This is a genomic window from Roseovarius amoyensis (genome assembly GCF_003260265.1).
GTDB lineage: Bacteria > Pseudomonadota > Alphaproteobacteria > Rhodobacterales > Rhodobacteraceae > Roseovarius > Roseovarius amoyensis.
Genome location: NZ_QITQ01000010.1, coordinates 81,580 through 106,005 on the forward strand (window position 1 = coordinate 81,580; position 24,426 = coordinate 106,005).

Consider the following 24,426-nt stretch of genomic DNA (forward strand, 5'->3'; position numbering starts at 1 on the left):
GCGGAACCGGGAATAAGCCCGGTCAGAGAGGAAGAGTGCGGGCCGTTCGGCAGTGACGGGTTAAGGGCTGGAGAGAGAGGCTCACCGGCGCCCGTCATGGAGTGATCCCGATGACCTTTGCCCGTTCCGAAACCTTCCGCTCCATCGGCCAGATTCTGGTGGCCGATGTTCTGCCCGCGCTTTTTCGGTCGCAAAAGCTGCCGCTGCGCATCTCTTGCCTCGGCGTCGCCAGCTATGACGCCAGTGACGCGGCGAACAGTTTCGACCGCGTGATCCCGCTTGGAGAATGCCCGTCACCGGAAGAGGCCATCCAGGCCGCAGTCTTGCGCATGTCGCGTGGTGAGATTTGCACGGGGCCGAATAGCTTTCCGTATTTTCAGCCGCGCATCATGCTCATTCAGGACCGAGATCAGCGCCTGGTCCTCGCCGGTGAAATCCGCGCCGGCATTATTCTCTGGCAACAGCCGGTCGCATCCGATGCCGAGGCACGCAGGATTGTGACCGAGGCCAGGCGAATGCGCGGTATGGCATTCCGAGCCTCGGAGCCCGGTGATGCGATACGGCTGCGTTACCGCGCCGCTGCGCTTGAGGCACGGTTGGTTGATCCCTTCTGGCGCGAGACCGCGGCCGATCTGCTCCACCTGCCACAGGCCGCCTGAGCTTCACCCTTTCCATCCCATTCGGCCCGGTGTCACTCCGGGCCATGTCATGCCCGGAGACCATCATGGCTGACTATTTCACACGCTTTTCTTGCCTGCTTGACGTGGGCACCCCCGAAAACGCTGCCCGCGCGCTCGATCTCTACAACGCTCTGGCGGATGACAATGCCGCCGAAGATCCGCCTTCGGACGGGTTTCTGCTTTCTATTCAACCCGAGCATGGCGGAACCCAGCTCTGGATGCGCGATGATGGCACCGGCGATCCTGAGCATGTCATCCAGTTCGTCAAATGCTGCGCGAAGGAGTTCGGGCTGACCGGCCTTTGGGGGATGCAATACGCCAACACCTGCTCGAAGCCGCGTGTGGACGGGTTCGGCGGAGGCGCCCATGTGCTCGACCTCGCCACCGGAGAGACTGTGGACTGGTTCTACACGGACGGCTGGCTTGCCATCGTGCTGGGGGGAGGCAATCCCTATGAGTGAGGTCATCGAGATCACTGTCTATCGCCTCGACGAGCTTTCCGACGCAGCCAGGGACAAAGCCCGCGTCTGGTATTGTGAGGGTGGCTTCGGCGATGACTGGTACGATGCCGTCTATGAGGATTTCCAGCGCGTAGCCGAAATCCTAGGGCTGAACCTCGAGACCCGAACCGTCCGGTTAATAGGCGGCGGCACACGGCAAGACCCCTGCATCTGGTTCCGGGGCTTCTGGAGCCAGGGCGATGGTGCCTGCTTCGAGACTTTCTATGCCTACCGCAAGGGCGCGCCGCGCCTGATCCGGGAATATGCGCCTAAGGACACCGAACTGCACTGCATCGCCGATGCCCTGCAGGCGATCCAGCGGCGCAATTTCTACCAGCTTCGCGCCGAGGCCAGCCATCGCGGCCATTATCGTCACGAACATTGCATGGGGATCTCGGTCGAGCGTGACAGTCCGACATATCAGCACATGACCGCCGATGCCGAGGACACCATAATTGAGGCACTGCGTGATCTGGCTCGCTGGCTCTACCGCCAGCTCGAGCGCGAATACGATTATCTGTCCTCGGATGACGTTGTCGATGAGGCCATCATCGCCAACGGCTACACGTTCACCGAGGCGGGGCAGCGGTTCGGGTGAGGTGCAACGCCTCAGAACTCGTCCTGCAACTCCGCAAAGATAGCTTCGATCCGGTCAGCCTCCGCGTCGGTCAGAGCGGCGAATTCCTTCGCTCTGGCGCGTCCGGAAAGCCTGCCACCGTTCTGGTGCAGGAAGCGAAACAGCAGGTCGAGCACGCGGTCCGGCATGTCGATCAGGCCCGAGACGCGGGACTTGAACCCGTCATAGGCACGCAGGAACCGGGTCTCTGCTGGCAGGTCATGGTCGATTGTCTGGGCCACGCAGGCGAAGAGGAACTCGGCATGGGGCGTGGCATCGAAGAAGCGATAGAAGTCGCCGGTGTCGTTCAGCACCTCGACGTTTCCGCGATCGGTTGGGCGCCAGCTGACATGGGGCAGCAGTCGACGCGAATAACTCTCGAGCACCTGTCGGTACGCCTCGATCCGTTCGAGGATCACCGCCGACACCGGGAAGACCAGCCCGGGCGGATTGAAGCCGCGTGCAGCAAGCACGTGGTGGATCAGGTAGCGATGAAGGCGCCCGTTGCCGTCCTCGAACGGGTGGATATAGACGAAGCCGAAGGCGAGGCCGGCGGCGGCCAGAACAGGGTCGAGCCCCGGGGCGACGTCGCGGTCGAACGCTTCGAGCCCGGCGATCAGCGCAGGCAGGTCTTCATGCCGGGCGCTGACGTGATCGGGCAGGGGGGCGCCGGTCGCGCGGTCGTGCTCTCCAATGAACCCGCCCTCCTGCCGCAGGCCCAGATGGACGAAGCGGGCATCGCCGATGACGATGCGTTGCAGGCGTTCGAGTTCTGCCCGGTCGATCGGATGGCGCCCGGCTTCACCGATGATCTGGCCCCACCGCCGGATACGATCCTGGGGCGGGTTCTCGCCTTCGATCTGGAAACTCGACCGTGAATCCTTGAGCAGCAGGAAGGCCGCCGTGCGCGCCAGCAGATCGGCGGGCACCTCGGCCAGCACCGCACGGGCCTCGGCCGCCAGATCGCGGGCGATGAAAGCCTCGATTGCCGGAGTGCGGAAGATCATCGGGCAAAAATCCGGGGTGCCGGGCAGGTTGTTGCGGACCCGGTGGCGCGGCGAGGGGGCGCCCTCTGCATCCCATTGGAGCCTGGCATCGACCACGGGCGCGTAATTGCCGCGCGTGGCGTCGGGCAGATCCAATTCCGCGCCGAGGAGCCACTCATAGAGGAACCAGATCCTGCGCGCGTAGCTGCCCGTCGGGGCGGCCTCGACAATGGCCTGGATCGGCTCCGGGCCGGTTGCCTTGAACAGCCGCTTGAGAACTGCGAGATCCAGCCCCTCGTAGCGCAGCGCGAAGGTCAGGTGACCGATGAGGCTCGCCTCGGGTTCATGGCGGGGCGTGTAGAGGCGCCAGCCGTCGGCCGCGTAGACCTTGTGACGTGGGCCGATGGCGGAAAGTGTCCGGGGCAGGGGCGTTGCGAGCGCATAGGCATCGATCAGCGCAGCATAGCCCGCAGGTGTGGCCTCCTCGGGGAGCCAGCGCTCGTGAAAAACGGTGACGGCACCTGAAAACGGATTCCTTTGCGCCTGTTCCATGAAATTCAGTTCTCGGTCCCGATGATTGATCTTAAGTCGGTGTATCTCATGAATATCGATTACAATCAACGAGGCCCTGCGAAAGTTGATGGTGGAGCGCTGTCGCCCTCGGGTCTGCGAGGTGATGGGGCATGAGGGGCCGAGTCAGAGAGGGGCCGGGACGGGTTGAGTCCGGGTGGTCGAGAGAGAGCGCCGTCCGGGCTTGTCCCTCCAGCTCTCCGAGGATCTCCGACATGAACATCTCGTCTCCCGTGATCGATCCGGTCACGCCGCTCGGCGCCGCACCCGCGATCCTGGCCGCCGCCAATCTCCTCCTTCCCCATCTCGAACGCGGCCAGCGCGTCGATACCGCGGCCCTGCGAAGCGCCATGGAGACCGCTTTCGGCGCGTCCGACGCCACCGGCGCCTGGGACTGGAAGCTCGCCTATGAGGCCTGCGAGGTCGCCACGGTTCTGTTACTGCGCAAATACGGAAAGGCGCTGTTCCGCAAAGCCGCCTCTCCGGCGTCCCGGCTCAGTCCTCTGGCTAAGATCGCGGGGTTACTACCGACGCAGACCCGCCGCTCCGAAGAAAGTCAGAGCTTCCAGCAGTTCAGCACGCCTCTGCCTCTCGGCCTTGCCGCGCTGGCGGCGGCCTGGGTCACGCCTGATGACGTGGTGCTGGAACCCTCGGCCGGTACCGGCCTTATGGCGATCCTGGCCCAGAGCGTCGGCGGTTCGCTGATCCTCAACGAACTCGCCGAGACCCGCGCCGATCTTCTCTCTTCCCTCTTTCCGGCCTTTCCCGTCACCCGGTTCGACGCCGCCCAGATCGACGACTATCTGACCACGGACGCCATGCCGTCCGTGGTTCTGATGAACCCACCTTTCTCGGTCATGGCCAATGTCGAGGGACGGATGGCGGATGCTGCATATCGTCATGTCGCCTCGGCGCTGGCCCGCCTTGCTCCGGGCGGTCGGTTGGTGACGATCACCGGTGCAGGCTTTGGCCCCGAAGCTCCGGCATGGCGGGACGCTTTCATCCGCTTGCAGGCCCGTGGCCGTGTGGCGTTCACCGCCGCCGTCGATGGCGCGGTCTATGCAAAGCACGGCACCCCGATCGACACGCGGCTGACCGTCATCGACAAGCTGCCCGCCGACGATCCGGCGGGTTTTCCTGCCTCACCGGGTATCGCGCCCGATGTTGCCACGCTGATCGAATGGATCGAGGCGCATGTCCCACAGCGTTCGCCGGTATCATTGCCGAAGATCGTCGTGCCCGCTTCGACCGCCGCGCCGAAGACCGTGCGAGGCTATCTGGCCCGCGCGACAGCGGTGCGGCCTGCCGCTGCTCCCGCCCACGATCCCGATGGCGTCAAACTTGCCTATGAGACTGTGGATTGGACGCCACCGGAAGGCGCTCACCTGTCCGACGCTATCTATGAGGAATATGCGCTGCAATCGCTGCGCATTCCCGGCGCCGAGCCGCACCCGACCAGGCTGGTGCAATCCGTTGCCATGGCCTCGATCGCACCGCCGAAGCCTTCCTACCGGCCCATGCTGCCCGCCGACATCCGTACCCGCCTGTCGGACGCGCAGTTGGAGACGGTGATCTATGCAGGGGAAGCCCATGCCGATCACCTCGCCGGCGCATGGACCGTGGACGAACATTTCGACAACGTGCGCGCCGCCGCCGAGGATGCCGCCGGAGCTGTCCGCTTCCGCCGGGGCTTCATGCTCGGTGACGGCACCGGCGCCGGCAAGGGCCGTCAGTCGGCCGGGATCATCCTCGACAACTGGCTGCGTGGCCGCCGCAAGGCGGTCTGGATCAGCAAGTCCGACAAGCTGATCGAGGACGCGCAGCGCGACTGGTCGGCGCTCGGCATGGAGCGACTGCTGGTAACGCCACTCTCGCGCTTCCCGCAGGGCAAGCCGATCACGCTGTCGGAAGGCATCCTGTTCACTACCTATGCCACGCTACGCTCCGATGACCGGGGCGAGAAGGTTTCGCGCGTCAAGCAGATCGTCGAATGGTTGGGCACCGATTTCGATGGGGTCATCATTTTCGACGAGAGCCACGCGATGCAGAATGCCGGTGGCGGCAAGGGAGACCGCGGTGATATCGCCGCCTCGCAACAGGGACGCGCAGGCCTGCGGCTCCAGCATGCCCTGCCGGATGCGCGCGTGGTCTATGTCTCGGCAACCGGGGCCACCACGGTTCACAACCTTGCCTATGCGCAGCGGCTCGGCCTCTGGGGTGGCGAGGATTTCCCGTTTCAGACCCGTGCCGAGTTCGTCGAGGCGATCGAGGCCGGCGGCGTGGCGGCCATGGAAGTGCTGGCTCGCGATTTGCGTTCTCTCGGCCTCTATACCGCGCGCTCGCTCTCCTATGACGGCGTGGAATACGAGCTGGTCGAGCACAAGCTCACGGATGAGCAGCGCCGCATCTATGACGCTTGCGCTGCGGCGTTCGCCGTGATCCATGGAAACCTGGACGCGGCGATGGAGGCGGCCAACATCACCGGCAGTGAAGGCACGCTAAATCGGCGGGCCAAATCCGCCGCGCGCTCGGCTTTCGAGAGCACCAAGCAGCGTTTCTTCGGCCATCTGCTGACCTCGATGAAAACCCCGACCCTGATCCGGTCCATCGAAGCCGATCTGGCGGCGGGCCATGCGGCCGTCATCCAGATCGTCTCGACCGGCGAGGCGCTGATGGAACGGCGACTGGCCGAGATCCCGACCGGGGAATGCAACGATATTTCCGTCGATGTCACGCCGAGGGAGTATGTCGGCTCGTACCTGCAGCATTCCTTCCCGGTGCAACTCTACGAACCCTTCACCGACAGCGAGGGCAATCTCTCCTCGCGGCCGGTGTTCCGGGACGGTCAGCCGGTCGAGAGCCGCGAAGCCGTGGCCCGGCGGAACGAGATGCTCGAACAGCTCGGCTCGTTGCCGCCGGTTCCGGGGGCGCTCGACCAGATCGTCCAGCGCTTTGGCACCGATCTGGTGGCGGAGGTCACCGGCCGCTCGCGCCGGATCGTGCGCAAGGGCGATGGCGCATCGGCGCGTCTGGCGGTCGAGAACCGTGCGCCCTCCGCAAACCTGGCAGAGACCTCGGCCTTCATGGATGATCAGAAGCGCATTCTGGTCTTCTCGGATGCGGGGGGCACCGGGCGCAGCTATCATGCGGAGCTCTCGGCGCGGAACCAGCGGCTGCGGGTGCATTACCTGCTGGAACCGGGCTGGAAGGCCGACACCGCCATTCAGGGGCTGGGGCGCACAAACCGCACCAATCAGGCGCAACCACCGCTGTTCCGGCCCATCGCCACGGACGTCAAAGCCGAGAAGCGCTTCCTCAGCACGATCGCGCGTCGTCTCGACACGCTCGGCGCGATCACCCGCGGCCAGCGCCAGACCGGCGGACAGGGCCTGTTCCGGCCCGAGGACAATCTGGAATCCGCCTACGCTCGCGATGCGCTACGCCAGCTCTATCTGCTGATCGTGCGCGGCAAGGTCGAGGGCTGCTCGCTGGAGAGGTTTGAATCCGCTACCGGTCTCAAACTGATGGACAGCAATGGGATCAAGGACGATCTGCCGCCGATCACCACTTTTCTCAACCGCCTTCTGGCGCTGACCATCGAGATGCAGGGCATCCTGTTCTCGGCCTTCGAGCAGCTTCTGCAGGCGCGCATCGACGGCGCCATTGCATCGGGCACCTATGACATGGGGCTGGAGACGCTTCGCGCCGAAAGCTTCATTGTCACCGACCGACAGGTGATCCACACCCATCCGGGAACCGGTGCGGAAACCCGGCTCCTGACTCTGACCGAGCGCAAGCGCAATCAGCCCATCACGCTGGATGCGGCCTTGGCTGAACAGTATGATCCCCGCGCAAGATTGCTCATCAACGAGCGATCCGGACGGGCTGCTGTGCTGGTCCCGACCACCAGCGTCATGCTCGATGACGGCGAGATCGAACGCCGCGTGCGGCTGATCCGGCCGATGGATGCGATGAACATGCCCGTGCGGGCAATGGGCGAGACCCACTGGGTCGAGGCCGAGCGCGCTGCCTTCGCCTCAGCATGGCGGGCCGAGCTGTACGAAGTGCCGGAGTTCACCGACAGCATCCTGCACATGGTGACCGGGCTCCTGCTGCCGATCTGGAAGCGCCTGCCGCAGGAGTCCTCCCGGGTCTACCGGCTTCAGACCGATGAGGGCGAACGCGTCATCGGCCGTCGTGTCTCACCCGCTTGGGCGGCCAATGCCGCCGCTAGCGGGGTTGCGACCAGCATCACCCCAGGCGAGGCCTATGCCGCGCTGATCGCGGGGCGCACGATCCTTGATCTCGCCGAGGGGCTGCAGCTGCGACGCTCGCGTGTCATGGGCGCGAACCGGATCGAACTGACCGGCTTCACCGATACCATGCGCGAGCGCCTGCGAACCTATGGTCTCTTCAGCGAGATCATCTCCTGGAAGCTCCGCTTCTTCGTTCCGGTCGGGGAAGCCGGGCCGGAGATCATCGGCAGACTGCTCGACCGCTTCCCGGTCGAGCGCATTTCCGAGCGGGAGGCCGCGTGATGACACGCCTCAACGCTGCCGAATTGGCGCAGCGTCTCGGCCGAGAGGCCGAGGCGGTGTGCCGCTACTATCTCTCGAACGGGCGCAAGCAGGGCAATTACTGGCAGGTCGGCGATGTGCAGAACAGTCCCGGTCGCTCCATGTTCGTCCGTCTGACCGGGCCGGTATCGGGCAAGGGCGCGGCCGGCAAATGGACCGATGCGCAGAGCGGGGAACATGGCGATCTGCTCGACGTGATCGGCGAAAGCCTCGGCCTCATCGATTTTGCCGACGTTGCTGAGGAAGCACGACGCTTCCTCAGCCTGCCGCATCCCGAACCGGAGCCTCACTCCCGCAAGTCTCGAACGCCGCCGGCACCATCCGGATCGTCCGAAGCCGCACGCCGCCTCTGGCACATGACCCGGCCGTTGATCGGCAGCCTCGCGGAGACGTATTTGCGCGGACGCGGCATTACGGATTTAAGCGGAACCGCAAATCTGCGGTTCCATCCGACCTGCTACTGGCGACCCGAGGGCGATGGGCCGACAGAAACCTGGCCCGCCATGATTGCCGCCGTCACCGACCTCGATGGCAAGATCACCGGCGCGCATCGCACCTGGCTCATCCGCGACGGCTCCGGCAAGGCGCCGCTCGATCCGCCGAGAAAGGCAAGGGGAGACCTGCTCGGAAACGCCGTCCGGTTTGGCAAGGCGCAGGATGTCATGGCAGCGGGCGAGGGGATCGAGACCATCCTCTCGCTGCGGCAGGCATTGCCGATCATGCCGATGGTCTCCGCACTCTCGGCCGGACATCTCGCTGCTGTCCTATTCCCGCCGCATCTGCGCAGGCTCTATTTCGTCCGCGACAACGATCCGGCAGGCGACGCCGCACGGGACAGCCTGGTGGACCGGGCCATCGAGGCCGGGATCGAGGCCATCACGCTTTCGCCCATGCTGGGGGATTTCAACGACGATCTCGTCAGCTTCGGACTGGAGGCGCTTCGGGCGCAGATCCGGGTGCAGATCGCCCCCGAGGACGTTGTCCGCTTCATGGCCCTGACGCCATAGCCGGCACGGGGCCGGGATCGGGAAGCTCTGATCCGGTCATGCGCGGAGGGCTACATCCTGTCATCGGCAGGAGGACCGCGCCTTGGCCTTCTGAGAGGGCGAGCGGCCCACAAACGCTCCGGCCCGGCAATGGCGCCGCCCGACTGATTTCCGTCGGCGGCCCGCCACCCCACGCGACAGGTCGCGTGGGGACCCCGTCTCCCCCGCCTTTACAGCGCGAAGCAAATCAGTCGGGCTTTGCCATCAAGGCCCTCGCAGAAGGCTCGGGCTGCCAGACCGGAGCGCCCGTGGGCTTGTCGTCGCCATGAAGGCCGCGACGGTCGCGGTCCAGCCGAAGGACACATCCCATGTTTGCCCATGACGAATTCGAACCCGATCACAGCACATCTCCCACCGGCCATGTTATCGAAGAGCTTGAACTCTACGGCTACCGTCCCGCCGAGGGCGAGGCCGATCCCCGGATCACGCCAGAGGACACCGCCATCCGGGGCGCGGTTGCCGACATCTTCGATGCCCTGATTTCCACCATGGTCGATACCAGCCTCGATTTCGACCTCGACGAGATCATGTGGTCCACCGTCAACACCTTCCATCGCGCCGTGGAACGGATCGAACGCAAACTCGATGACAACGAGCAGGCCCAGAAGCGCCTTCAGCGCGAACAGGACGGCAGCGAAGTCAAATCGGTCCAGTTGGAGACCCTCATCGGCATCGGGCAAAACCTGATCGAGCGCCGCGACAGCATGGAGACTTTCCGCGAAACCGCCGCCGACATCTATCTGCGCACCACCGGCACGCCCTGGTCGCAACGCTCCGGCTCTCGGGTCAACCATCGACAGATGACCTCGGCCATGATCGACAGCCGCGACTTCATCGCCGCAAAGCGCAGGGCCGACAACGAGGTACTGCTACCCGCCGGGCCGAAGATCGCCTTCTCGGGCGGCGACACCACCGATCACCGCACGATCTGGGCCAGGCTCGATCAGGTGCACGCCAAGCACCCCGACATGGTGCTTCTGCACGGCGGCAGCCCGAAAGGCGCCGAACGCATCGCCGCCACTTGGGCCAACAACCGCAAGGTGCCGCAGGTCGCCTTCAAGCCTGACTGGACCAAACACGCCAAGGCCGCGCCCTTCAAGCGCAACGACCGGATGCTCGATACCATGCCGATCGGGGTCATCATCTTCCCCGGCACCGGCATTCAGGAAAACCTCGCCGACAAGGCCCGCAAGATGGGCATCCCGGTATACCGCTTGGCGGAGGGCAGCGCGTGAGCGCTGCCATTCTTTAAAACACACTGGAACGGCAGGTTTGGGGCCGTCTCCGGGCTGCCCGGTTGATGGAGCCCGACCGGGTTGCCATCATTCACAGCATCCGCTCTTCCGCACTCGCCGCCGCCATTCCCGAGGCAGTTCTTGGGAACCTATCATCCGTTCATTCACTAAGGAGAGGTCCCTAACCGCAGGAGATTCAGCTCACGGCATACAAGGTGCCTTCAGTCTGACGCGTTCTGAGCGATCTTGTCCTGGATGAAAGGGGCACGGACCGTGGTAGGACCATCGAGATCATCAAAAATCACTGAAACTTGGCTCGGGGATCGACAGCCGGGAATCGCAACGACGTTGGCTCCCTGAGCCAGAACCCATGCTAACGCCCGGCGCGCGGAGACCAACTCCCCAACTTCCATTTCGACACCATAACCATCGCGATGCGGGTGCCCGCTCGTAGAGCGCTGCGCAAAAGCCACCATTGATGTCCTGAGATCATCTGGCTGTGAAGGCTTTGAGCCTGTCAGGATACCCCTACCCAATGGGGAGAAGGCCATGAAGCAGGCGCCCCGCGCCATGGCGGCAGCGACTTCCTCGATCTTCTGGCCGGTCACCAAAGAAAGCTCGTTCTGCACAGCCCCAAGGGTGTGTGCCACCGGCCGTCCTGCGATTTGGTCGGCAGAAACGCTGGAGAGCCCGAACTCGCCCACCTTGCCCGCGGAGATCAAATCCTCGATGCAGGCCTGAACATCGTCGTCAGGCGTATCGGGATCGCTGCGATGCTGGAGCAGAAGGTCGAGGCGATCGCGCTTCAGGCGTCTCAATGAGGTCTCGACCGATTGCCTGATCGCTTCGGGCCGACTATCGCGATATAGACTGCCCCCAGCATCGGAATAGAGGCCGAACTTGGTGACGATGGTCGCATTGGGGAGGCCGCAGAGCACTTCGCCCAACAATTTTTCGTTCGCGCCGTTGCCATACAGCGGAGCCGTGTCAAAAAGCGTCACACCGTTATCTAGGGCTGCGGTGATTGTTGCGACGGCTTGCTCACGGCCAACGGCGCCATAAATCCCGGTCAGCGCCATGCAGCCGAGGCCAATGCGGCGCTTTCCCGCAAGGGCGATCGCCCGGGCTTCGGCGATCTTGGCAGGATCATTCTGCTCGCGGGCCATAATCAGACTCCGCGGTGTTTATCGTCGAAAGCTGCGATGGCGAACGCCAAGGCTGCGTCCGCGCCGCCATGGCGCAGAAGGTGGCGGTCGGGCATGAACCTGTCGACTACTCGGGTCACCTCCTCGGCGGCCCTGGCGCGGAAAAGCTCATCCCCGTCCCGCCCCTCACCGAGTTCGACGGATGGATCAAGGACCGTCACGAAGGCGAGGTCGTATTCGGGCGCCCAGGCCTCGCAGATCCGCTCCAGTGCCTGTAAGCGGGCGGGTGCTATCGACCTGGAGGTGTGCAGGAGCGCCGCCTGAAGGTATCCGAGAGCGTCCGCAACAGGACGGTCCACGAGGATGACGTCTGCCGAGATGGTGGCCTCAGTTTCCAGTTCGATGGCCCTGGCTATCAGCCAGGCCGTGCTTTCAAAGGTATGGTCTGCAAGGATCGGGAAGCCTTTGTCCTGGGCATTGACCGCGCTGTCGTGAACGTAGGCCACGGCAAGCCCGCGCTGCTCGAACAACGCCTTCAGACGTTTTAGGAAGGTCGTCTTGCCGGTGGAATGCGTTCCTGCGACCGCAATGCGGAATGGTGAGCGTCTCATAGAAACGAGCCCTGGGCGCCATCGAGAATGTCCGCACCGGCAAGGATCGCTCGCTGGTCTTCCTCTGTCCGGTCACGCAGCATGTGGTCCAGAAGGATAGCTGACAACACCGCATCAAAGGGAGCAGAGTGGCTCTTCCCGCCGGTGATTTTCTCAGCCAGGGGGCTCAGGCCCAGCGCGGACCCGAGGTACTCCAGCCCATGCTTTTCCTCCGCGGGGAGTAGGCGCCGCGCGATCTTCAACGTGTCATAGGCCGCTGTGGGTTCCCATCCTTCAAGCGCGTGGCTGAGGATGTCTACCTCGACCTTGACGTTATGACCGACGATGGCTTTGTCCTCGAGCCACAATAACACGTCATCTGCCACATCCTCGATATCCGGCGCATCGACCACGTCATCGTCCCAGATCCCATGGATGTGGGACGCCATCGGGGAGATTCCCTTCTTCGGCTTAAAGCGCCAATGCTTGCGGCGCCCGGTTAGGGTCAGCCCCTTCATCTCGGCGATCGCCAGCTCGACGATCTCAGGGGGGGATTTCCCGCTGCCCTCAACATCGACAGCCCACATTATCTCGTTCAACTCCAGCCCTCCTCGGCGCGGCCGTGTCGCTCAGGCAGATGCGGCTGTGTACGATCATGCACCTGGAATCCCAGGGAATGCTGGATAAAATAGCGCTGCTGCTCGGTGCTGTCCTCAACAATCACCTTTCCTGCAGCTATTTCAACCCGCCCAGGGTCAAGACCGACCATCTGGACGAGCGATGACAGCCGGTCGGGTGAGGGCCTCCGATGCCCCGCTGCGCAGATCTCGATCTGGCCCGACGGGCAGATGTCGCATATCTCCCGGATGCCATAATGACCGTTGTAATCGGCTTCGCCGTACGCGTAGGCGATACCACAAGATGTCTTGCGGAAAATCGGAGCGCCAAAGTATCGGCGCAGGATGTGTTGCTCGACCACGCGCGGGAGGATCTTGCGCCTAGGCACGTCATGATAGAGATCTTCGACGCCTGCGGAGCGAAAGTGTGCGCGGATTTGCTCCCGATGAAACAGGCCTGTGAATACGGTGGCGTCTGCGAAGCGCGACAGCGCACTGGCCCTGGCGATACATTCATCGGTGTCGTTCACACCGGCTATTATCGGGCGCCAGTAGAGGATCCTCTTTGTACGGCTGGCATGCTTACAAAGTACTTCAAGCGACCTTTCCGCGATTACGCTATCGACCGGTTCGAGACGTGGGTCCGCGATGCCAGACCAGGTCACTAGAACCGTGACCTTGAGATGACGTAGGCGCTCAAGTCGCTCGGCATCCTCAGGCGTGACCTTCCAGCGGGTGATTACTAGCACGTGATTTCCAAACCCATGCCCATCGAGCAGTTCGAGAGTGTGCAGCATGTGCTGCTTCACGAGAGGCAGAAAGGGGTCAGTCGCGCGATTGAATATCTGGACGGGGGTGACATGTGGGACAAATGCCCAATGCGAGATCAACGCGCTCACAGCCTCTTCATCATCCATCACGAGGTGGGGCCGCTTCATCTCGAAGTTGTCGAACATATGCCGTACGCAGTAGCCGCAATCGAGCGGGCAACCGACAACGTGGTTCAGACTGAGGCCGGACTTTCGGTATTCTACGACATTGCGAAGGGAGGCCGGTAGGTTCCTGGGCGCCTTTCTAAGATGCCTTTCCCGCTCCAGATCGCCAACCGCTTCCATTGCAACTTCCTCCTCAATCCCGTGTCCTTTTCGCCAGAAGGGCGGATATTTCTATCCCGTAATGACGGTTATATATAATTTGCTCGTGGCGCTATGCCGAGAAAACGGAGCAGACTTTCTGGGGCTACGATGTTCATCCCAGTACCCCGCTCGCGCTCACCGGTATCTACAATTCGGTTAAATATGGCCATTCTGTTAGCGTCCATCGCTATTCCACCCCAGACAGCCTGCTGGATGTATCTAGACACAAAGCCAGCGAGGACATCGGCAATCTGAATGCCGATGCTGTCGTGAGAGCAAACGAACTCGAGCTCCGCAGATGCTGAGAACTCGAAATCCGCCGTCTTTAGCGGCAGCTGTATGTTTAGAGCGTTGAAACTCTCCATCACCCCCTTATTCTGGCGCAGGACGTCTCCGAACTGAAGCTGCTCGTCATGGAAGAGCGTCACGCCCGAGACCTGCTTTTCTAGGAAGCGGTTGATCCGGGCATAAACGTGGGTGAAGGATGTCAGATTTGGCAAGACCCATAGCAGCTTGCCCTTTGGTGAGGTGTCCGGGATTGGCAGTGCATTCTCCACCGCCTTTGCCTTCGGCAGCTTTCGAAAATCCTTGAGGCTGTCGCGGGTAAAGCGGACGAAAGCATCGGCAACCCCTTCAGTTGGAAGCTGGCTTGTCTGAGCCCACCGGATGATCTGCTTGTAGAAGTCGCGGACCTCGGCGTAATCACGGCTCTGGCAGCAAGCGACGAAGGCCTGGGCTAACTCAGGCGGCCCGTAAATCGCCATATGATCCGCCATCACCCCCTTTATCCATAGCGAGCGCGGCTGAACGTCGCATGCCCCGAGATAGGGAACGACGATCCGATCTATGATATTCGCGATAACGAAATAGTGTTTGTCAACGGCCTCGATGAAGATCGGGCAACCGCGCTCCTCGAGCAGATCGAGAAGGTCGGAGACGAATTGTGGCCGTTCATAGGCTTGTCGAGATTTTACTTCTGGAGATTGGATGCGATGCGCTGTCCTGAGGACATTGAACCTCTCCATGAACGCATCGTCGAGGTCGCAGCCCACAGCGGCAAGCGTGAACATACGCTGCTCAAAGCCATAGGTTTCGCCCCCTGCCTTGGTCAGATCGCCAGTATTTCCGCTTTCATCGATATAGTATACCAAGGGCGCAGAATGGGCACGGTCGATGAACGATTCTGTCTGTCCCATGGTTTGACGGCCCTCTTATGCCTGTTCGAAAAGTCACTTGCTCCAACCTGAACGATCGTTGATCATTTGACCAGCTAGTAGCCATTGCACTTTCAACTGCCCAGTTCGATCCGGTTGAATTCCCGAGGTCCGTGGGGAGCTGCACACCCTTGGTCTTATGAGTTCTGTAGCACCCGTGGCATTATGGCATCCATCACGCGCGTTACACTGCGCCACTCATCGCAAGAACGTTTGGACAAATGTGGCAACGCAGCATCCCGGTCATTCGCATGCTGGTATTGGGCGGTATGCGGATCGGCACGAGGCAGGCATCGAGGACGTGGTCGTGCGGTGGGGGGGGCGGCCCGTTCGAGTGGCAACCCGCACCTGTGATCAGGGACGTCGCCGGCGAGCGCGCAGGGAAAACGATGCGCATGGCCGGCCGCAAGTGAGGAAACCCGCCGGTGGAAAGACCGGTCAGGCTGACGGGTACCTGTGGTCGCCATCGTCTCCGTTCTGACCCGTCCATGTCCGCTCCATACGGACCTTTCAATGGCCTGATCTGGCCGAAGACCGGCTGTGCCTCGACCGGCTTGGCGCAACAGCGCCGCCATAACTTTCTTCCCCTGGGCTGCGCCCATTCCGCGCGAAACAAGAAAGTTCTGCCTGTGCTGTCCGGCCCCCGGCAGGCCGGGGGTGCGCCGCCGGTCGTCTCCGGCCTGTCGATCGCCATCGGGCCGCAATGGTGCGGACCCGGAAACGGAAAACGGAGACTTAACATGGCGACCATCGGCACCTTCAAGAAGACCGGCAACGAATTCACCGGCGAAATCGTCACCCTCAGCGTCCAGGCCAAGGGCGTGCGCATCGTCCCCGACACCCGCGCCACCGGCGAGAACGCCCCCAGCCACCGGGTTCTGGTCGGCCGCGCCGAGATCGGCGCCGCCTGGTCCAAGCACTCGGGCGAGGGCCGCGACTATCTGGGCCTCAAGCTCGACGATCCGAGCTTCACCGCCCCGATCTACGCCAACCTCTTCGACGACGAAGACGGCGAAAGCTACGCGCTGATCTGGTCCCGCCCCAACGGTCGCCGCAGCGAGTAGCGGCGCCGTGAGGCCCCGGCCGACAGGCCGGGGCCCGCCCGCCAAACCGGGCAACCGAATCAGTTTTCCCGTTCGGCGGTTCCAAGACGAAAACGCGATATAAACGCAGAAGAATTACGGTGGAGATTCTCTCAAGGGCGACTATAATAGTCGTAGTTCTGGCGTGCGCGCCGGGCCGGATGGGAGGTGATCTGCATGATCACCGCCCGACAATCGCGGGCCGCGCGTGCGCTTCTTGGATGGACACAGGAGCAGCTTGCGGATGAGGCCCGGGTATCTTTGACCGCGCTCAAGCGCCTCGAATCCGAAAGCGGACTCGAGGTCTACGAGACCACGCGCGATCAGGTTCGACGGGCGTTCGAAGCGAATGGCATTCTGCTCCTGAACTCCGACCAGGGGATTGGAGTGATGCATGTTCAGGCGAAGGCCGTCCCGAAGGGCTGAGTTTTCCGGCACGTCTCCCCGAAGAGGGACTTCCGCAGTCGCCATGCTCACAAGAAGATCGAACAACCGTGCTAAACATGCTGGCAAACCGCAATGGGGTTGGGCGTGAGAAGAGGCGAATTGCAGGGTGTGCCGCCGCAAGGGGCGGTGGTGACGGAGTATGACCGTCGTCACATGACGCAGTATATGCGTTTGCTCGATGCTGCAGGCGAGGGCGCGAGCTGGCAGGAGGCGGCGCAGATCATCCTGGGCCTCGATACGCAGAAAGAGCCGGAGCGGGCGCGCCTGGTCCACGACGCCCATCTTGAACGCGCTCGCTGGCTAAGTTCCGAGGGCTATCGGCAATTGGCCGCGGGGCGCACCGGCTGAGAAGGTGATGCGTCCCGCGCATCACCTGATGCCTTGGGGCAGACTTCCCAAGTGATTGATCTCTCGGAATCCTTTCCTGAGATCAACCCAGGGGAGAGGCGATGCCATGCAACCCGACCGCTCGAATTGGCGTGACCAGGCGGCCTATGACTATCTCGATGATCTGGCCGCGCCGGAACTCGGCTGGGAATGCCTGCGCCGCAATCCCGAATATCAAGATGACTATGCAGAACTTGCAGGAGCACCACCTGAGAGGGCTGACCTGAGGGATCAGGTCGGCCGTCGATGGGGTCTGTGCTTTCCCGGTTCGCCCCGGTCTGAGCGCGACTGTCGCCGAGATATTCTGGCGCCCCGAAATCGATACCAGCGCCGTGATCCTCGCGGTCGCCCCCGAGGCACTCGCAGGAGAGACTGGCGCGCCCGGCGATGAGATAGTTGCCACGAAGGGCAGGGCATCCCCCATTGGCAAGCACCTGCGCCGCAGGCTGCCGGACGGAACATACCTGCATCTCGTCGCTCCTCTGAAAGACCGTGGTCGGCTTGTTGCCACTGTTCCTCTCGGTCCCGAGGGCTTTGATCGCATCGAGGCGATCCAGCGGCTCCTGGCGGACCAGCATCGCCGTCGATCAATCCCACGCGACACCCGCCTGACCGCGCAGCAGAAAGCGCGCCTGCGGCGGGTCCTCCAGGCCTCCGACGCCGCCTTCGACGGCGCGACCCAGAAGCAGATCGCCGAGGTCCTGTTCCGTACCGGTCACCTGGACCGCGATGAATGGCAGGTCTCCTCAGCCCGCTTTGCTGTTTCCAGCCTCCTTCGCGAGGGGCGTGATCTGATCGCCGGCGGCTATCGCAAGCTCCTTCGTCATCAGCGCCGCCTTTAGGTCGGCGATTCCGCGCCGCGGTGTACGAATTTACCCCTGCTACCTTCCCACTGCATCTGACCGGACGCGCTTCGCCATCGTGACCGTCATCAGCCGCTGTTTCGCGGCACTGGTCACACACAGCAGGGAGACGCCCGATGTCCGCCATCTCAACCGAACTTCCCCCGCGCTATCTGCGCACCAAAGAAGCCGCCCAGTTCCTGAGCCTGTCGGCTCGGACGCTGGAGAAGCACCGGACCTATGGCACCGGTCCCGCCTACCACAAGCTGGGCGGGCGTGTAGTCTATGCGATCGAGGACCTCCAGGCCTGGGTCGGACGCGGCGCCGTCACTTCGACATCCGACCCGCGCGGGCAGGTGCTGCCGGCGAAACGCCACACGCTCGCCAATCTGCCGCAGCCCGGCCGCTTCGTGCGCTGACGCAGTAGCAATGCCGTCATGACCGATGGACGCAAACCCCGCTCCGAGCGCGGACAGCTCGATCTGTTCCGCGCGCTGCCCGGAGACTTCGCCCCCAGAGATGCGCAGGACCTCATGGCCTATCCTTTCTTCTCCCTCGCCAAGTCGAAGCGCGTTGCGCCGATCGACTTTGCCGCTGGCAGCGTCAGCATCCGGGTCGAGGCGGTTCCCGATCACGGCATGGCCACGATCTGGGATGCCGACATCCTGATCTGGGCGGCGAGCCAGATCGTCGAGGCGCGTGACGCGGGGCTGCGCACCTCCCGGCTGATGGGGGCCACCCCATTTGAGATCCTCACCTATGTTGGTCGCGGAACCAGTGCGCGGGACTATCAGCGCCTGAAGGCGGCGCTGGATCGTCTGCAGTCGACGACGATCTCCACCTCGATCCGGCAGCCTGCGGAAGGACGCCGCCATCGTTTCTCCTGGATCAACGAATGGCAGGAGCGCAGCGACAGGGACGGGCGCCCGGACGGCATCGAGCTGATCGTGCCCGACTGGTTCTACCAGGCCGTGCTCGACAATGCGCTCGTCCTCACCATCGACCGGGCGTATTTCGACCTGACTGGCGGGCTTGACCGTTGGCTCTATCGCCTGGTGCGCAAGCATGGTGGCAGGCAACGGGACGGTTGGCGTTTCGATTTCCATCATCTTCACCAGAAATCCGGTTCGCTGTCCCCCTTCAAGCGCTTCGCCTTCGAGCTTCGCGACATCATCCGGCGGCAGCCGCTGCCGGGCTACACGCTCTTTCTCGAGACAGACGTTGGTGGCCGCAAGCTGCTGGCTTTCGAGCCCACTCCGGGCTGTGGAAAACCTGTGAATGGGCTCGTGCTATCGGGAACCCGAGCTATCGTGCTATCGGGAACCGGAGGCTCGTGCTATCAGGAACCCAAACAGGGGTTAACGTACGGAAACGAAATCGGAAATCGCGCCCTTAACTTAGAGTCTAACAAAGAGTCTAACTTTGAAGAGCGCGCGCGTGATGTGGAAAACCTCATCCGTGCCACCGCAAAAAGCCTCAGTCTGGCCGGCAAGACGAAGGTAGCCGTCGCCCCATCGGTGCCGCGAACTGCCTCCGATCAGGGTGTCGCAGCAGCCTCCGATCATCCAAATGCGCCCCGCCTTCCTCTCGAGTTGCCGGGAGGTGGCGAATGATCATCGCTCTGCTCAATCAGAAGGGTGGCGTCGGCAAGACGACGCTGGCGCTCCATATTGCTGGTGAATTGGCGGTACAGGGCATGCGTGTCACCCTGATCGATGCCGACCCGCAAGGCTCCGCCCTGGACTGGTCGCAGCAACGCGCCCGCGAAGGTCTGCCGCGGCTCTTCGGCACCCTCGGCCTGGCCCGTGACACCCTGCACCGTGAAGTCCCCGAACTTGCCCGCCCAGTCGATCATGTCGTTATTGATGGCCCACCGCGTGTTGCGGGGCTCATGCGCTCGGCGCGGCTCACCGCCGATCTGGTGCTGATCCCGGTACAGCCCTCGCCATTCGATGGCTGGGCCTCTGCCGAGATGCTGTCCCTCCTTGCGGAGGCCCGCATTTATCGGCCGGAACTTGTCGCCCGCTTCCTGCTCAACCGCTGCGGCGCGCGCACCCTCATCGCCCGGGACACCGCCGAGGCGCTGGCCGAGCACAATCCTCCTGTGCTTGCCAGCACGATTGGTCAGCGCGTCGTCTTTGCAGATGCGGCGCAAACCGGTCGCCTCGCCAGTGACATCGACCGTCAATCGCATGCTGCCCGAGAGATCGCGGCGCTGACGTCTGAGATCGGGCGCCTCGGTCTTGGGAAGGTGGCGGTATGAGCGGGCGCAATGACAAGCGTGGTTTCGCCGCGCGGCCAGTCGATGCCGAGACCTGGATCAAGGCTGGCGAGGCGCCAACCGCACACGGTCGCGCGGCGGCGATCTATAGGGCCCGGCTCACCATCGACATCACCCCGGACCTGCGCGGTCGCATCGAGGTCGCAGCTTTTAGCCGCGGCGTCACTGTCGCTGACACGCTGCGCGAGTTGCTCGGGCGCGAATATCCGGAACCCGAAGGAGAACTTCAATGACCGGCTTTGTGATCCCCGGCGTGACCGGAGACGGATCGTTCGATGCCCGTTTCCGCGGCGAGCTGACGCGCGTGGAACTGACCTGGGTGGAGAAGCGGATCGAGTTTTGGATCAGGTTCGGCCAGGAGGCCGGAACGCAGATCCTCGACCGCAGCCGCCGCATCGTCTTCTTCCGTCCCGGCGCCGTATTTGGCTTCGTCCGCTGGGCGGCGAATGACTATGGAACCGTCGTCTCGCGCATCGACATCGTGCGCACGATCGCGCCTGGCAGCGCCTGTCAGACGCTGCCCTTCGTGCGTCCCGGTGGCGAGATTTTGTTGAAGGTCGAAGGCTGGCCCAAGGTCGAAGAGGTTCTGCGTCATGTCGATGCGATCGAGGGTTTCGGCATCGACCCTGCCGAGGTCGACCCCGACCACTGGCGCCATGTCGCCCACTGGATGAAGGCGGGCGAAGCGCCGCGTCCTTATTCGGCGGAACGCCATGCCGCATGGCTCCGGCGTCGGGAGATCGGAAAATGACCCGTGTCCGCTACATCATGGTGACGGTTGCGGCGCTTGCCGCCGTCATCGCCGGCAGCATTCCGACTGCGCCACGGCTGGTCTGGAACGCCTCGGCCAGCGTGCCGATTGGTTTCTACACCATCGCGCCGGTGGACCGGCTCGCGGTGCCAGATCTGGTCGTGGTCATGCCGCCCGAACCCCTTGCGGTTTTCATGGTCGCGCGCGGCTATGTCGGTCGCGATGTGCCGATCCTGAAGCACGTCATCGGGCTGCCGGGACAACGGGTCTGCCGTGACGGCGCCGCGATCACCATCGATGGCAGACACCTGGGGGAGGCGCGAGAGCGCGACAGCCAGGGCCGCGATCTTCCCGTCTGGCAGGGCTGTCGCACCATCGCGGAGGGCGAGGTCTTCCTGATGAACCCGGCGGTCGCTGACAGTTTCGACGGCCGCTACTTCGGCCCGTTCCCGACCTCGGCGGTGATCGGTCGGGCCAGTCCACTGTTCACAGATGAGGTTGGCGATGGCCGCCTCGACTGGCACGCGGCGGAGCGGTGACGCGCGTCCATGGCGGGGCGTGCGAGCGGCCTGCCTCCCATTCACCGCATTAGGAAGGAGCCTCCAATGCCACAGATTGGTCAATTCACACGCACCCCGTCCGGCTATTCCGGACAACTTCGCACGCTCTCACTCGACTTGGAGCTTACCTTTGTTCCAACCGATAACGTCGATACCGAGAAGGCTCCTGCCTATCGTATCCACCTCGGTGACGAGGAGGGTCCGGAGGTTGGCGCGGGCTGGAAACATACCGGCGAGACCGCAGGGGCGTTCGTTTCGGTCCTGCTCGATGATCCGGTTTTCCGGCATCCGATCCGCGCCCGCCTGTTCCAGTCGGATGAGGAGGGCAGGGACTGGGGGTTGCACTGGACCCGCCCTAAGAAACGCGACGAGCAGGACTGACCATGATCATGTCCTGCACCCGTCCCGCCTCGGGGAGCGGTGGCATCTGCCACCGCATTCTCCTCCTTCTTCTTTCCGGCCTCCTCATCCCGGTCACCGCCACGCAGCCGCTCTTGGCGCAAACCGCTGTGTCCGAACACGCAATCGCCGTGCATCCCTACGCCGCCCAAGTCACCGAGGCATCGCAGCGCTTCGGCATACCGACGACCTGGATCATGGCCGTGATGCGGGCAGAGAGTGCGGGCGATCTGCGTGCGGTTTCTTCCGCTGGCGCGATGGGGTTGATGCAGGTCATGCCCGACACCTGGGCCGGGCTGCGCATCCGTCATGGCCTCGGCCGAGACCCTTTTGAGCCGCGTGACAACATCCTCGCGGGCACGGCCTATCTTCGCGAGATGTGGGATCGCTACGGCAATGTCGCGGCGATGCTGGCCGCCTATAACGCCGGTCCCTCCCGCTACGACGAATACCGCTTGGCGGACCGTCCGCTGCCCGCCGAGACACGCGCCTATGTCGCTGCGCTTGCGCCCGTTCTGCTTGGCGAGCGGCCATCGGGCATCGCTGTCACTGCAGCCCGGCCGCTCGATTGGCGTGAGGCGGCGCTCTTCATCAGCCGCGACGACGGCGCGTCTGCTATCGGTTCTGTGTCGCCTCACCGGACCGTCGGCGGCGCTGCTTCACCCGTCCCGGCGTCGCCCCAGACGGGCATCACCCCGCAGCCTGAAGGCCTCTTTGTCCAGCGGGAGACTGGTGAGGTTCGGCCATGACCCGCGCGACGACACTTCGCATTCCGTCGTGCTCTGGCGTGTCTCGGAGGGCGCGAGGGGTGGCGGCAGGCACCACGACCGAAGGATGGCAGGATAAAAGGGCGCACGGTGCGCGTCGGTTGGGCGGTTGTTTTTGTTCATGTTTTCGCCGCGTTCCGCACCGTGTGGCGTGTGCGCGCACCGTGCGAAATGTGCCTAACACTCTGATCTTTTGCGTTGTTTCGCACTGTGCGGGGATTTCCCATGCCCGATGATCGCGAGTTCCGCATCCGCCCGGGGCGTATCCGCTCCACCCGGGCGCAGCAGGCCCGGCCCTTCATCGCGCAGGCTCTGGCTGCCGCGAAAAAGGCCGGGGGTGGTGTCTCGCGGGCCGGGCGCGTCACCCCGGGCAATCGGTCCCGCTTCGGGCGTGGTCAGCGCGCCAGCATTCAGGCCAACCGCCTCATCACCGCCCGCACGCGCGGCGCGGTGGTCAAGGCGCGTGTGGTGCGGCACAGCGGGAAATCCGCGCCTCTCGGAGCCCACCTCGATTACCTGCGCCGGGACGGCGTGACCCGGGACGGGGAGAAGGCCAGGCTCTTCGGATCGGGAACGGAGGATCCCGATGGCCGGACCTTTGCCGAGCGGTGTCGCGATGACCGTCATCATTTCCGGTTCATCGTCTCGCCCGACGACGCGCCGGACATGTCGGACCTGCAATCCTTCACCCGCGATCTCGTCGGGCGTATGGAACGGGATCTCGGCACTTCACTTGACTGGGTCGGCGTCGATCACTGGAACACCGCGCATCCGCACGTTCACCTGATCGTTCGGGGTGTGCGCGACGACGACCAGGATCTCGTGATCTCGCGGGACTACATCAAGGAGGGGCTGCGCGACAGGGCAGGGGATCTCATCACCCAGGAACTGGGCCCACGTAGCGATCTCGACATCCGCCGGACGCTTGAGCGACAGATCGGGACCGAGCGCTGGACGCAGCTCGACCGTCAGTTGCTGCGGGATGCGGGGCGTTCGCGCATCCTCGACATGGCGCCGGATGCGGATCGGCAGCCGGATGCGCTTCACCCGCTGAAGGTCGGGCGTCTGCGCCGGCTGGAAGTGCTCGGCGTTGCCGACCAGCTCGGCCAGGCACAATGGCATATCAGGGACGATGCCGAGGCGGTCCTGCGCGAGATGGGTGAGCGTGGCGACATCATCAAGCGGATGCATTGTGCCCTGACGGACCGGGGGATAGAGCGCGGGTCCTCGAGCTTTGTGCTTGCCTCGGAGAGGCTCGATGTTCCCGTCATCGGTCGTCTGGTCCAGCGGGGTCTCGATGACGAGCTGAAGGGGACAGCCTATGCTGTCGTCGATGGTGTCGATGGCCGGAGCCACCATATCCGTCTGCCCCATCTCGACGCTGCCGGCGATAGTGCCCCAGGCTCTATCGTGGAGCTCCGCTCCTACGGGGATGCGCGCGGCCAGCGTCGCGTCGCACTGGCGGTGCGGTCCGACCTGGACCTTGCCGCGCAGGTGACCGCGTCCGGGGCCACCTGGCTCGATCGGCATGCCATCGCGCGGGATCCGCTCGCCCTGTCGGAGCAGGGGTTTGGTGCCGAGGTCCGGGAGGCCCTGGAAGCCCGGGCCGAGCACCTGCTCACGGAAGGGCTGGCCGAGCGGCGGGGCGGCAGGGTGGTCTTTGCCCGGCGCCTGCTCGGAACTTTGCGCGACCGGGAGCTGCAGACGGTTGGCGCGCAGCTCTCAGCGGAGACCGGGCTGCCATTCAACAAGGCGGATCCGGGTGACTACGTCAGCGGCATCTATCGCCAGCGTCTCGCGTTGGCTTCGGGTCGCTTTGCGATGATCGAAGGCTATGGAACTGACGGCGCGCTCGGGTTCCAGCTTGTGCCCTGGTCTCCGTCTCTCGAAAAGCATCTCGGCCGGGATGTCACCGGCGTCGCGCGCGGGGACAGCGGAGTGGACTGGGACTTTGGCCGCAAGCGCGGCCTCGGCCTCTGATCAACACACCGGAAAGGA

General features: G+C 63.7%; 26 protein-coding genes. 20 read left to right on the plus strand and 6 right to left on the minus strand.

What is annotated here, in order from left to right:
• Positions 1 to 110 precede the first annotated feature (110 nt).
• The 3 genes from DL899_RS10565 to DL899_RS10575 all read left to right on the plus strand — a co-directional run bounded on the left by DL899_RS10565 (position 111) and on the right by DL899_RS10575 (position 1,778).
• A complete protein-coding gene (locus DL899_RS10565) occupies positions 111 to 659 on the plus strand; it encodes a hypothetical protein (RefSeq protein WP_162685554.1) in 549 nt (182 codons plus the stop codon).
• Positions 660 to 724: 65 nt separating this feature from the next.
• Positions 725 to 1,141 carry a hypothetical protein gene (locus tag DL899_RS10570; protein ID WP_111734368.1) on the plus strand — a complete coding sequence of 139 codons (417 nt, stop codon included), beginning with the start codon at positions 725 to 727 and terminating at the stop codon, positions 1,139 to 1,141.
• Positions 1,134 to 1,778 carry an antitoxin of toxin-antitoxin stability system gene (locus DL899_RS10575; RefSeq protein WP_111734318.1) on the plus strand — a complete coding sequence of 215 codons (645 nt, stop codon included), beginning with the start codon at positions 1,134 to 1,136 and terminating at the stop codon, positions 1,776 to 1,778. The genes DL899_RS10570 and DL899_RS10575 overlap by 8 nt, the downstream gene beginning before the upstream one ends.
• An 11-nt stretch (positions 1,779 to 1,789) precedes the next feature.
• Here DL899_RS10575 and DL899_RS10580 read toward each other — a convergent pair whose 3' ends face one another.
• Positions 1,790 to 3,334 (minus strand): Fic family protein, encoded by a 1,545-nt coding sequence (locus DL899_RS10580; protein ID WP_111734319.1) that lies wholly within the window; start codon positions 3,332 to 3,334, stop codon positions 1,790 to 1,792.
• Positions 3,335 to 3,567: 233 nt separating this feature from the next.
• On the opposite strand from DL899_RS10580, the gene DL899_RS10585 reads away from it, so the two are divergent.
• From DL899_RS10585 to DL899_RS10595, 3 genes are all read left to right on the plus strand, one after another.
• A complete protein-coding gene (locus DL899_RS10585; RefSeq protein ID WP_111734320.1) occupies positions 3,568 to 7,890 on the plus strand; it encodes a strawberry notch-like NTP hydrolase domain-containing protein in 4,323 nt (1,440 codons plus the stop codon).
• Positions 7,890 to 8,936 (plus strand): DUF7146 domain-containing protein, encoded by a 1,047-nt coding sequence (locus DL899_RS10590; RefSeq protein ID WP_111734321.1) that lies wholly within the window; start codon positions 7,890 to 7,892, stop codon positions 8,934 to 8,936. The genes DL899_RS10585 and DL899_RS10590 overlap by 1 nt, the downstream gene beginning before the upstream one ends.
• Before the next feature lie 347 nt (positions 8,937 to 9,283).
• Complete coding sequence (locus tag DL899_RS10595; RefSeq protein ID WP_111734322.1) at positions 9,284 to 10,210, plus strand: DUF2493 domain-containing protein; 927 nt, start codon at positions 9,284 to 9,286, stop codon at positions 10,208 to 10,210.
• Positions 10,211 to 10,431: 221 nt separating this feature from the next.
• On the opposite strand, the gene DL899_RS10600 is transcribed toward DL899_RS10595, so the two are convergent.
• The 5 genes from DL899_RS10600 to DL899_RS10620 all read right to left on the minus strand — a co-directional run bounded on the left by DL899_RS10600 (position 10,432) and on the right by DL899_RS10620 (position 14,894).
• Positions 10,432 to 11,376: an aldo/keto reductase gene (locus DL899_RS10600; RefSeq protein ID WP_111734323.1), complete on the minus strand. Its 945-nt coding sequence runs from the start codon at positions 11,374 to 11,376 to the stop codon at positions 10,432 to 10,434.
• 2 nt (positions 11,377 to 11,378) lie between these two features.
• Positions 11,379 to 11,966 carry an AAA family ATPase gene (locus DL899_RS10605; protein WP_111734324.1) on the minus strand — a complete coding sequence of 196 codons (588 nt, stop codon included), beginning with the start codon at positions 11,964 to 11,966 and terminating at the stop codon, positions 11,379 to 11,381.
• Positions 11,963 to 12,544, minus strand: coding sequence for a 3'-5' exonuclease (locus tag DL899_RS10610; RefSeq protein ID WP_204355296.1), 582 nt, complete (start codon positions 12,542 to 12,544; stop codon positions 11,963 to 11,965). The genes DL899_RS10605 and DL899_RS10610 overlap by 4 nt, the downstream gene beginning before the upstream one ends.
• Positions 12,541 to 13,677 carry a radical SAM protein gene (locus DL899_RS10615; protein ID WP_111734326.1) on the minus strand — a complete coding sequence of 379 codons (1,137 nt, stop codon included), beginning with the start codon at positions 13,675 to 13,677 and terminating at the stop codon, positions 12,541 to 12,543. The genes DL899_RS10610 and DL899_RS10615 overlap by 4 nt, the downstream gene beginning before the upstream one ends.
• Before the next feature lie 68 nt (positions 13,678 to 13,745).
• Entirely contained in the window at positions 13,746 to 14,894 is a 1,149-nt protein-coding gene (locus tag DL899_RS10620; RefSeq protein ID WP_111734327.1) for a DUF3800 domain-containing protein, read from the minus strand.
• Between the two features lie 758 nt (positions 14,895 to 15,652).
• On the opposite strand from DL899_RS10620, the gene DL899_RS10635 reads away from it, so the two are divergent.
• The 14 genes from DL899_RS10635 (at position 15,653) to DL899_RS10695 (ending at position 24,408) form a co-directional block, all read left to right on the plus strand.
• On the plus strand, positions 15,653 to 15,976 hold the full coding sequence (locus tag DL899_RS10635; protein ID WP_111734329.1) for a DUF736 domain-containing protein: 324 nt from the start codon (positions 15,653 to 15,655) through the stop codon (positions 15,974 to 15,976).
• Between the two features lie 195 nt (positions 15,977 to 16,171).
• Positions 16,172 to 16,420, plus strand: a complete 249-nt coding sequence (locus tag DL899_RS10640; RefSeq protein ID WP_058099626.1) for a helix-turn-helix domain-containing protein — start codon at positions 16,172 to 16,174, stop codon at positions 16,418 to 16,420.
• A 105-nt stretch (positions 16,421 to 16,525) separates the two neighbouring features.
• Positions 16,526 to 16,789: a DNA -binding domain-containing protein gene (locus tag DL899_RS10645; protein ID WP_476705481.1), complete on the plus strand. Its 264-nt coding sequence runs from the start codon at positions 16,526 to 16,528 to the stop codon at positions 16,787 to 16,789.
• A 106-nt stretch (positions 16,790 to 16,895) separates the two neighbouring features.
• On the plus strand, positions 16,896 to 17,219 hold the full coding sequence (locus DL899_RS20245) for a transcriptional regulator domain-containing protein (protein WP_420820973.1): 324 nt from the start codon (positions 16,896 to 16,898) through the stop codon (positions 17,217 to 17,219).
• Entirely contained in the window at positions 17,161 to 17,670 is a 510-nt protein-coding gene (locus DL899_RS10650; RefSeq protein WP_239494677.1) for a DUF2285 domain-containing protein, read from the plus strand. The genes DL899_RS20245 and DL899_RS10650 overlap by 59 nt, the downstream gene beginning before the upstream one ends.
• Before the next feature lie 137 nt (positions 17,671 to 17,807).
• Complete coding sequence (locus tag DL899_RS10655; RefSeq protein WP_093412520.1) at positions 17,808 to 18,089, plus strand: helix-turn-helix transcriptional regulator; 282 nt, start codon at positions 17,808 to 17,810, stop codon at positions 18,087 to 18,089.
• A 114-nt stretch (positions 18,090 to 18,203) separates the two neighbouring features.
• Complete coding sequence (locus tag DL899_RS10660) at positions 18,204 to 19,283, plus strand: replication initiator protein A (protein ID WP_476705482.1); 1,080 nt, start codon at positions 18,204 to 18,206, stop codon at positions 19,281 to 19,283.
• Positions 19,280 to 19,933, plus strand: a complete 654-nt coding sequence (gene parA, locus DL899_RS10665) for a ParA family partition ATPase (protein WP_111734332.1) — start codon at positions 19,280 to 19,282, stop codon at positions 19,931 to 19,933. Before DL899_RS10660 ends, parA begins: the two co-directional genes overlap by 4 nt.
• Complete coding sequence (locus DL899_RS10670; protein WP_111734333.1) at positions 19,930 to 20,184, plus strand: hypothetical protein; 255 nt, start codon at positions 19,930 to 19,932, stop codon at positions 20,182 to 20,184. The genes parA and DL899_RS10670 overlap by 4 nt, the downstream gene beginning before the upstream one ends.
• On the plus strand, positions 20,181 to 20,702 hold the full coding sequence (locus DL899_RS10675; RefSeq protein ID WP_111734334.1) for a DUF2840 domain-containing protein: 522 nt from the start codon (positions 20,181 to 20,183) through the stop codon (positions 20,700 to 20,702). Before DL899_RS10670 ends, DL899_RS10675 begins: the two co-directional genes overlap by 4 nt.
• The gene (locus tag DL899_RS10680) at positions 20,699 to 21,241 is read left to right on the plus strand and encodes a S26 family signal peptidase (RefSeq protein ID WP_111734335.1); all 543 of its coding nucleotides are present in this window, start codon (positions 20,699 to 20,701) and stop codon (positions 21,239 to 21,241) included. Before DL899_RS10675 ends, DL899_RS10680 begins: the two co-directional genes overlap by 4 nt.
• Positions 21,242 to 21,307: 66 nt before the next feature.
• On the plus strand, positions 21,308 to 21,643 hold the full coding sequence (locus DL899_RS10685; RefSeq protein ID WP_111734336.1) for a DUF736 domain-containing protein: 336 nt from the start codon (positions 21,308 to 21,310) through the stop codon (positions 21,641 to 21,643).
• A gap of 2 nt (positions 21,644 to 21,645) precedes the next feature.
• Positions 21,646 to 22,410: a lytic transglycosylase domain-containing protein gene (locus DL899_RS10690; protein ID WP_111734337.1), complete on the plus strand. Its 765-nt coding sequence runs from the start codon at positions 21,646 to 21,648 to the stop codon at positions 22,408 to 22,410.
• A 243-nt stretch (positions 22,411 to 22,653) separates the two neighbouring features.
• Positions 22,654 to 24,408 carry a relaxase/mobilization nuclease domain-containing protein gene (locus DL899_RS10695; RefSeq protein ID WP_111734338.1) on the plus strand — a complete coding sequence of 585 codons (1,755 nt, stop codon included), beginning with the start codon at positions 22,654 to 22,656 and terminating at the stop codon, positions 24,406 to 24,408.
• Positions 24,409 to 24,426: the final 18 nt, after the last annotated feature.